This window comes from Proteiniphilum sp., assembly GCF_034331125.1.
Taxonomy (GTDB): Bacteria; Bacteroidota; Bacteroidia; order Bacteroidales; family Dysgonomonadaceae; genus Proteiniphilum; species Proteiniphilum saccharofermentans.
The window spans coordinates 1-8,724 of the sequence record NZ_JAXQGC010000022.1 but is presented as its reverse complement, the minus strand read 5'-3'; the positions used below and the strand labels follow the sequence as shown (position 1 = coordinate 8,724).

At 43.9% G+C, this 8,724-nt stretch carries 4 protein-coding genes and 1 pseudogene; all 5 read right to left on the bottom strand.

From position 1 onward, the window contains the following. Positions 1-52: 52 nt before the first annotated feature. Positions 53-793: pseudogene (locus U2P89_RS05225) on the bottom strand (efflux RND transporter permease subunit); the annotation flags it as partial. Between the two features lie 42 nt (positions 794-835). Next, positions 836-1,888, bottom strand: a complete 1,053-nt coding sequence (locus tag U2P89_RS05220; protein WP_091909725.1) for an efflux RND transporter periplasmic adaptor subunit — start codon at positions 1,886-1,888, stop codon at positions 836-838. A 34-nt stretch (positions 1,889-1,922) separates the two neighbouring features. Further along, complete coding sequence (locus U2P89_RS05215) at positions 1,923-3,425, bottom strand: TolC family protein (RefSeq protein WP_416188613.1); 1,503 nt, start codon at positions 3,423-3,425, stop codon at positions 1,923-1,925. Positions 3,426-3,442: 17 nt separating this feature from the next. Then, complete coding sequence (locus U2P89_RS05210) at positions 3,443-7,324, bottom strand: ABC transporter permease subunit (protein WP_322190809.1); 3,882 nt, start codon at positions 7,322-7,324, stop codon at positions 3,443-3,445. A gap of 84 nt (positions 7,325-7,408) precedes the next feature. Then, positions 7,409-8,302, bottom strand: a complete 894-nt coding sequence (locus U2P89_RS05205) for an ABC transporter ATP-binding protein (RefSeq protein ID WP_019538068.1) — start codon at positions 8,300-8,302, stop codon at positions 7,409-7,411. Positions 8,303-8,724: the final 422 nt, after the last annotated feature.

Below are 8,724 nucleotides of genomic sequence, written 5' to 3'. Positions count from 1 at the left end.
TTTTATCTCTTATCCTCTGATTATCAACTTCATTTTTAACTGCGAAACATCAGTAACTGATGATCAGATTCCCGAAATCCGATTCGGAAGTAAACAACGATGAACTTTTCACCAGGTACTGCAACCCCAATTCGCTCACCCGTCCTCCTGAGATACTCTGATTATTTGTTTCGATTTTCGAGGCAATCTCTTCCATAGTGATACCGAAAGCACTCAGCTTATAGGGATCGGTCTCTATGGTTAACACAGGTACTTCCTGACCCGACAAAGCCACTTCGGCTACCCCTTCGAGACGAATAAGCTCATTACGTATATAGCTATCCGCCATTTTCCGCAACTCTGCCATATCCGTTATCGAATGGTGAGACATGGCGATCAGCATGACCGGCGCCATATTCGGATCGTGCTGAGTGATATTGACCGATTCAATATCCTGGTTCTGGGAAAACGGGGCCATAGCCTTCTGAAGATCGAGAAAAGCCTCATCCATATCTTTATTTTGCACGTATTCCACCGTTACACGGGCAGATCCTGCCCTGATAATGGAAGATACCTGTGTGACATCACTTTGCCGGATAGCCATCGACTCCATGCTTTCGATAAACATTTTCTCGATCTCTTCCGGCGGGCGCTCCCCGGCTTCAATCTCCACAAAGAGGCGTGGAGTATTCATATCAGGCAATAGATCCACACTTAGCCGGTCGTACGAGATCTTCCCTAACAGCAAGATCGCGAATACGATCATACTGATGGTAACGGGATTTTTTAATGCGAATCTGACTATATTCCTCATTTACTCTGTCATGTTAAAAATATATTTACTCTACCGGCCAGGCTATTTCAATACTTTGACACGGCTGTTTTCACGCAGCGTCTCGTATCCCCTGATGATCAGATTATCATTTTCTTTCAGTCCCTCGATAACCTCTACGTTATCTTCATCTTCGAGCCCGGTTTGAATATCCCGCAAAATGGCCGTGTTTCTTTCCACGATATAGACATATTTTCTGTTCCTTCTTGAAAGGACAACGTCTTTCGGAATAATAATCGCGCTATCCGCCTGATCTACCACAATATCGGCTTTTACAAACATACCGGGACGCAGTTTCAGCCGGTCGTTATCAATCAATATTTTACCTTTGAATGTACGCGTTTCCGTACTGATAGCCGGTGACAATTCGCTTATCTCTCCCCGAAGCGTATCATCAGGCAAAGTATAATGGGTAATGTGTACCGGTTGATTTGATTTTACATATCCAATCGCACTTTCCGGGAGATTGATATCCATATACATACGTGTATAGGCCATCAATCCAACCATCAGACTTCCTTGCGTGACCTGACCCTGTTGCGTGTAATGCGGCAGGGATACGATGATTCCGTCAAATGGAGCCCTCACATTCATTTTCTCAAGATTTATGGTTGCATTTTCAAGGTCGTAACGGGCATTGGTGACTCTCACCTCGGTATTGCGCATTTCACTTAATGTAACGCCCCCTTTTTCATGCAGCGCCTTTTGTTTGCTTTGTTCTTGTTCTGCAATTTCAAGACTCAGCTTTTTGGATTCGAGCGCGATCCCGTTTTCATACTCCTTGTTTTCAAGCCGTATGATCAGCTGCCCTTTTTTAACCGCGTCACCCAGTTTATAAGGCCTACCGGTGGAGGGATTCGTCTGAAGGTTGTAAAATCCGTTCATCTCGGCATTGAGTTCTACGCTGTAAGTCGCCTGCGCCGTTCCCGTCGTATTGATCAACCTACTGATCGAACCTTTTTTAAGTTCCTGCACCGACACAGGAGTTTCAATATCGCTTTGACTGCTTTGGGTCTGATTTCCACATGCCGTAAGTAAAGCAATAATTATCACGGATAATAAGATCCTGTACTTCATATGACTAAAATATTTATTTCTCTTGTTAGTAAATTTAATAATTAGCTTCTACCAATTCCCTGACCGGTACAATGGGTTCATCCTTTTCAAAGTCATACAAAGATAGGATCTTAAGGTTGAGCAGTTCAATCTTATAGTTGATAAGCGCTTGTGCATAAGCCATTTTCCTGTTAGACAACTGGGTCTGGAACTGACTGATCTCCATACCTGTAAGATCGCCTTCATGATACCTCGTCAAGTTAATATCGTAAGTAAGTTCTGCATTGCGTACACTTTTTTCTGCAATATCAATCTGGGTACGAAGATTTTCAAGCCTTCTCCACACTTGCCTCACATCCAGTTCGATATCGACTCGCAGATTTTCCTGCTCCAACTTTGCTATGGTTTGTGCTATTTTTTGTGCCCTTACCCGTGCTCTTTTTTCGCCCCAATCAAAGATAGGAACAGCAAGACTTACTGCTATACGCGGATTCTGGGTAGGATTCTCGTAAATATTGCCAAACCTTTCGTTGTCACCAATGATCCCTACCGATAGTGAAATATCTCCCCTGAACTCGTTCAGGCTTTTGGTCTGGATCATCTGAAGTTCTCCCAGTTCAATATCAATTTCACGCTGCCGAATTTCCATTCTTGAACTCAGGCCGCTCTGAACAGCGCGGTTCAAATCAACGGCTATCGGACTCACCTCTATATCAGCAGTCACTGCAATCTGTTCATTCAACGGCATTCCTAAACTTTGCTTCAGCTGATCCTTCGCGTTTTCAAGTGAAACGACACGTTCCTCAACAGCCGATTGTGCATTGGCGAGATTCAGTTCCGCCTGGTATAGCTCTTCTCTTGCCGATAAGTCGGCCTCTACCTTATTTTTGATGATCTCAAAACTCTGTTGCGTATTTTCAAGTTCTTCCTTACTGATGGCCAGGTTATTCTGAGCCATATATACGGCATAGAACTGATTGGTAATGCTTCTTTCCGTGTTTAACCGTTGCAGGGCATATCGTATGCCCGCGTTTTCATAGTCAAACTCAATCTGTTGCAATTCCATCTTTCGACGATTGTAAGTAAAAATCGGCTGTGTCAGTCGCAAATAAAGATCGTTGCTAAATGCCCTGTTACTATTATCCACACCTTCCACTGTCGATTTATTGTCCTGCCAGCCAAACGTATTAATAAGTGAAATTTCACCGTCGGTCAATAAGATTGGTTGTGATATCATAAATGTTCCGCTTGTGTTAAGGGTTTCATTGGTATACCACTGGGACAACCTGTTGTCGAACCTCCTTGACCTGCTGTAATTAAGCGGATTAAGATCCAATGAAAATCTGGATTTCAGTGATGCTCGCTGCGCGACAAGATTCTGTTGATACCTTTCAAGGCTGAGCTTCGATGCTCTCAGATCCGGATTATGCTCTTCCGCGATATCCAACGCTTGTTCAATGGTTAACGGCACTTGCGCATAGGTGACTGGTAACAATGATGTCACCATGAAAAATACCAGTAAGCAGGAAAGTTTTATCCTTAACCGTTTCGTATCCATAATTATTTGTTTTTAAACTATCTTCTGACAATCCGCACAGCATCGGCCGTTACGGTACGTAGCTTACTATTATTACTTAAAACTACCTGTACCGTATCATTACTAAAAAAGTAAGTACCTAATATACTCCAGCCTTCTTCCGAGCGCTGCAAATTAATGTATGCATTTTCCTCATCACCGTCATATCGCACTTTAAAATGATATTCGGCATCTCCTACGGAACGGCCACGACCACGACCGCCTCCACCCGGTCCTCTGCCCCTGCCTCTGCGAAGTTCATCCGGTTTGTAGACATAATAATACAAGTCGTACTGTCCGGCCTCGGGAACAGGAATTTTCCATGTCGCGGTCTGGCTTCCGCTCCCACTTTTGATCACATAAGCAGAGCGGACATGTTTACCGTAATATTTATCATTCGTAGTCAATGTCCACTGCAACGGTGGACGCCAGCCCGACACGCCCGAATAGCGGAACGAGTTGTCATCCACCTGATCAAGCCATTGCGGCAAAAGCCCCACGACATCTGGTACTGACAACACGAACAGTGTCGAGTCTTCATTGTCGACAATTACCTCTCCGGGTATGTCGTGGGAAGCGTTTTCCACGACAAAATCACCTTCTTCATCTACCGGTTTATTCCGTTCACGAATGATATTGTTTACCGGAAGATCGATCACGCTGGGTAGGTTTGCCGATATCAGCGTGTTGACATTGATATTACGCGGCGGTTCGTCCCATACCGACACTAAGTTTTTCGTTTCACGCGCCTTGAAAGGTACTTTTCGCTTTGCACGCGGATCATATATTGCACCGCCTTGTCCCCCTCCCATATTTATTTCCACGTTAATCACCCCATCGTGATCTGAATCATTTGTAATCTGTAGCTTCACAACAAATACTTCCCTGCCACGATTCGTAATCTGAACGACTTCCGGTGTTCCGATGAGATAGACGGGAAGAGGAGTAGGATGATACCATGCCCCAAGAGAAGCACGCAGGTCCACATCAGCAATCATCCCCATGGTATCCAACAGGCTCTCGAATCTCAGGTTGGTAAATATATTACGCTGCAAAACAGCACGTAACGAATCCCTGTATTCCTTATACCCTACATTCCGCTCTGCGTGAGCAAATAAATAATTGGCTTTCAGAGAAGTGACATTATCGAGTAAATCCCGCTGTTCTACATCGGCAAGAAGTTCTTTGAATGGTGATTTCTCCATCAGCAAGTTTGCTTTTTCATTATTGCTGATCCCGTTCATTTGCCGGATCCAATTGTTATTATCCGCTTTATCCTGCAGGTATAGTTCAATTAAGCGGTTGGCAATCGGCCACTCGGAAGAAAAAATATTGTACCTGAAATTATACAATTGCGGGAAAACAAAATAAGGATTCGGTTTCACGGAAACATTCACCGTCCCCCGGTCCTGCGACCAGTCAACATTGCTTTCCGTCCGCTCAAACAACCGTGTAAACCGGTTCAAAACACGCATAGCCGCTTCTTCATCGCTGATCTCCTGTCCGTTTCGTCTTGCCCGGTTTTTTTCATCCTGAATTCCTTTCACCACATCCGCATCATTGATCAGACTGCCTTTTTCAGGGAATAACACCATCTCGGGTTGCATCACTTCCTGTGCCTGTGTCCATGTACGCGCATAACTGTAAAACTGCACAGGAACCTCGACAAGAGAAAAGCGACTAAAGGAATAATCAAGCGAATAGGCGATTTCAATCGAGCGTCTGCGCTCTCTGATCTGTGCCGGGATCGTATCGGCGATCTGATCGAACACAGTTGAAAAATAATCATGCCCTTTCAAATACCATATACTGAAAAGTGTCTCATCCACATCAATACTTTTCTGTTCATAATCGCCGATAATAAGCGAGATGGATGGGGTCAGAAAATCAGTTTCATAAATAAAAATACTGTCGTAGGAGACTTCCGTGATCACTTTCGGCCTTTTTTCCACCAACTCCTTACCTTTGACCGCAGCTGAATCCTGCCCAGCCCCTCTATCCGTAATCCTTTCCCGGCCTCGATTATTTCCTACATCGTCCCCTCTGTCTGGTCTCCTTTCGCGATTCTCTCCTTTTTCCGGTCTTCCTTCACGACTTCTACCTCCTTCACCCCATCCACGATTTTCTCCCCGATCTGGACCTCTTTCCCTACTCGTTCTTCCTTCCCGACCTTCACCTCGAACCACTCCTTCTTCCTGGCTTCTTCCTGCATCGATTCTCCCCTCCCGATTTCCTCGTTGTCTACGAAGCGAATCCCGGACGAAGGCCCGGGTTGTATCCCTATCCCGACCAAAGGTTTGGGTTGTACCCCTCTCCCGACCAGAGATTCGGATTGAATCTCTTCGAGAGAACCTATCCCTGACAGTACGATCATCTTCTCCCGAAGCTGTCAACTCGCTGTCAGACTCTTCTGTTTTATCGGGATCGACCTCGATCCTTTTCACGACCGGCCATTTCATGGTACCCTGAGACAACGCTTTCAAATTATCTATCGTCTTCACTTTCAAACGGAAATGACTAAAATAAGCCTGTTGCCAATCCGGGTTTTCACTACTATAAGACGTGCCGGGACGTGGATACCAATAAGTTTCAGGTGTGAAAAGCAAATAGTTTTTATCCTGAAAACTGTATTTCTTATCTATCTTGAACATTTCTCTTGCATATTCCTCCTGTAATAACCCGGCAGGAATATCCAGATAACAAAAGTCTTCATAAATAGATCCGGTATATTTCACTTTAAACCGAACCGAATCTCCCTGCGCAATTTCACGTCCAAAATCAATCAACAGGATTTGATGATCCCGCGTAAATGACAACGCTTTATCATTTTCCGTCACTTCGCTCACGGTCAATCCGGGATTCAGGCAAAACGTGAAAACAGCCGCTCCGTCCAATGCTACCGCACGCATCTCCACTTCCGATGAGATCGTTTGAGGGTGCTGATCCAGGCTGATATCATAATGGTCGATCACCATTTTCGGCCTGTTCACATATTGATTGTTCACTTCGGTATATAATTGACGCATTTTTGCCGCTTGGGTGATGGACACCACATGATTATATGCAGCCCATATCCCGGCGGCAACGAAAAGCAACGACAGGAAAATCCAACGATAACTTCCCTGTTTTGTATTGGGAAGTCGCCTGAACAGGAAGATGGACAAACAAATAAATCCCAATCCAAGCAAAAGGTAAATCATACGGTGATTGATCAACGCTCCCCAATTTGAAAATCCAATGATCGTAGATTTTACCAGAGGCAGATTATACACCATATAATCAAACAGGTAATAGAACTTATCACCAATATAGAACAGTGTAAGTGCAATATATCCCAATAAAACAACAAAAGTAATGGCCTGGCTTTTAAGGACAAGCATAAGTCCGATGGAGAGGCCGAAGATATAAACCAGGGTGGGGATACAGATCAACAGAAAATAAACAAGATAAGCCATCCAGTCGATGGATACGCCTGAAATAAGATTGAAAGCAACAACCAACACAATGATAAAAAGGTCTAACCGGATAAAAACCCCCATATTTCCCAAAATCTTACCGATCACATATTCCGCATTGCTAAGGGGATGCACATAGAAAACTTCGGAAGTATCGAGCTTTTTATCTGATTTCAAAAATTCGGATGACAGAAATACGGCTATGATAGCCTGTCCGGTATTCAGAAACATCAGGTTAACATAGGGGATGTTGGCCGGCAATGCCTTCATCAGCCAAAATCCGCCACCATCAGCGACCAATGTTGCAAAATTAAATATGCACAAAAACAAGATTGCCAGCACGAGAAAGATACGGTAAAACCAGCTTCGCATCAGAAGCTTACTCTCGTACTTAGCAACAGACTGTATATTGTGCAGTTTGGACATGCTTTATCTCTTTGTTTCAAAAAATATACCCATTCAACCCTTGTTTCAATTCTTTTCTTCGTACGTCATTCAGCTTCAACCTTACTAACCATCAATCCACCGGTTCAGCTTTTTCTCCATATAATATACATACGCATGTTCGAGATTGGGCGGATAGGGTTCCGCATCGTAGCCCTTTATCTCGTCGGCAACGACCTGAATTTCCCATCCTGTGCCGGATGGTATGGTAGTAATAACCGGATATTTTTTATCTATCAGGGGCAAGTCGTCGCCACTGATTTGCATACGCCAGACTTTCCCTTCCGCTGTCTTTCGCATATCTTCCGGCGAACCGAAGAAAGCAATTTCGCCTTTGTTCATCAAAGCCATGCAATTACAGGTACTTGATATATCACCCACGATATGCGTCGATAAAATGATCGTTACATCCTGTTCACTGATCTTTGCAAGCAGGTTACGAAAACGGATACGTTCTTCCGGATCTAATCCTGTGGTGGGTTCATCCACGATAATCAATTTCGGATTGTGAATCAACGCCTGCGCGATGCCCAAACGACGTTTCATCCCACCCGACAATCTTCCGGCATACCGTTCCCGCACATCAAACAATCCGACACTTTCCAACATCTCATCAACCGCCTGGCGACGTTTCTTTTTGTTGTTCATACCGGACAATCGTGCAGCATAGTCTAAAAATTCATGTGTTTTATATTTCGCAAAAAAACGAAAATCCTGGGGTAAATAGCCAAGGATAGCACGCACCTCTTTACGCTCCTTCAGCAGATTATATCCAAATACATCAACTTCTCCGGACGACGGTTCCATAAGGGCCACAAGGATTCGCATAAGCGTGGATTTTCCCGCTCCGTTAGGTCCCAACAGCCCAAACATACCAGTCGGGATCTCCATACTGATATTTTTTAATGCATGGTTACCATTTGGGTAAACCTTATTCAGCGAACGTATTGATATGCTCATGGTTTATTTTTCCGAAATACTACACTTTGACGCATTTTTTCACTAAGGTTTAAAAAAATAATTCTATTTTTATTTTTTTTAAGACGATTGCCAATTGTTTTGTCTTAATCGCTACAAATATAACATAAGTCGAGAGAAAAGCCAAGCTTGTTTGGGCTTTTCCGAGGCGCCTCTTGTATTCTCGAAATATAACATAAGCTGAACGGAATACAAAAAGTTTACATATTTTTATTCTTGTTCTTGTTCAAGCAATTGTTGCGAAGTAAATTATATTTTCCACTGAGGGTGATGGTATTTCGCTTATAAAGATAATGTTCCATGGCAATAAAAAAGCCCCCGAAGAGTTCACTTCGGAGGCTTGACTGTGTAAAGGACGGCGGCTACCTGCTCTCCCACAAAATTGCAGTACCATCGGCGCCATT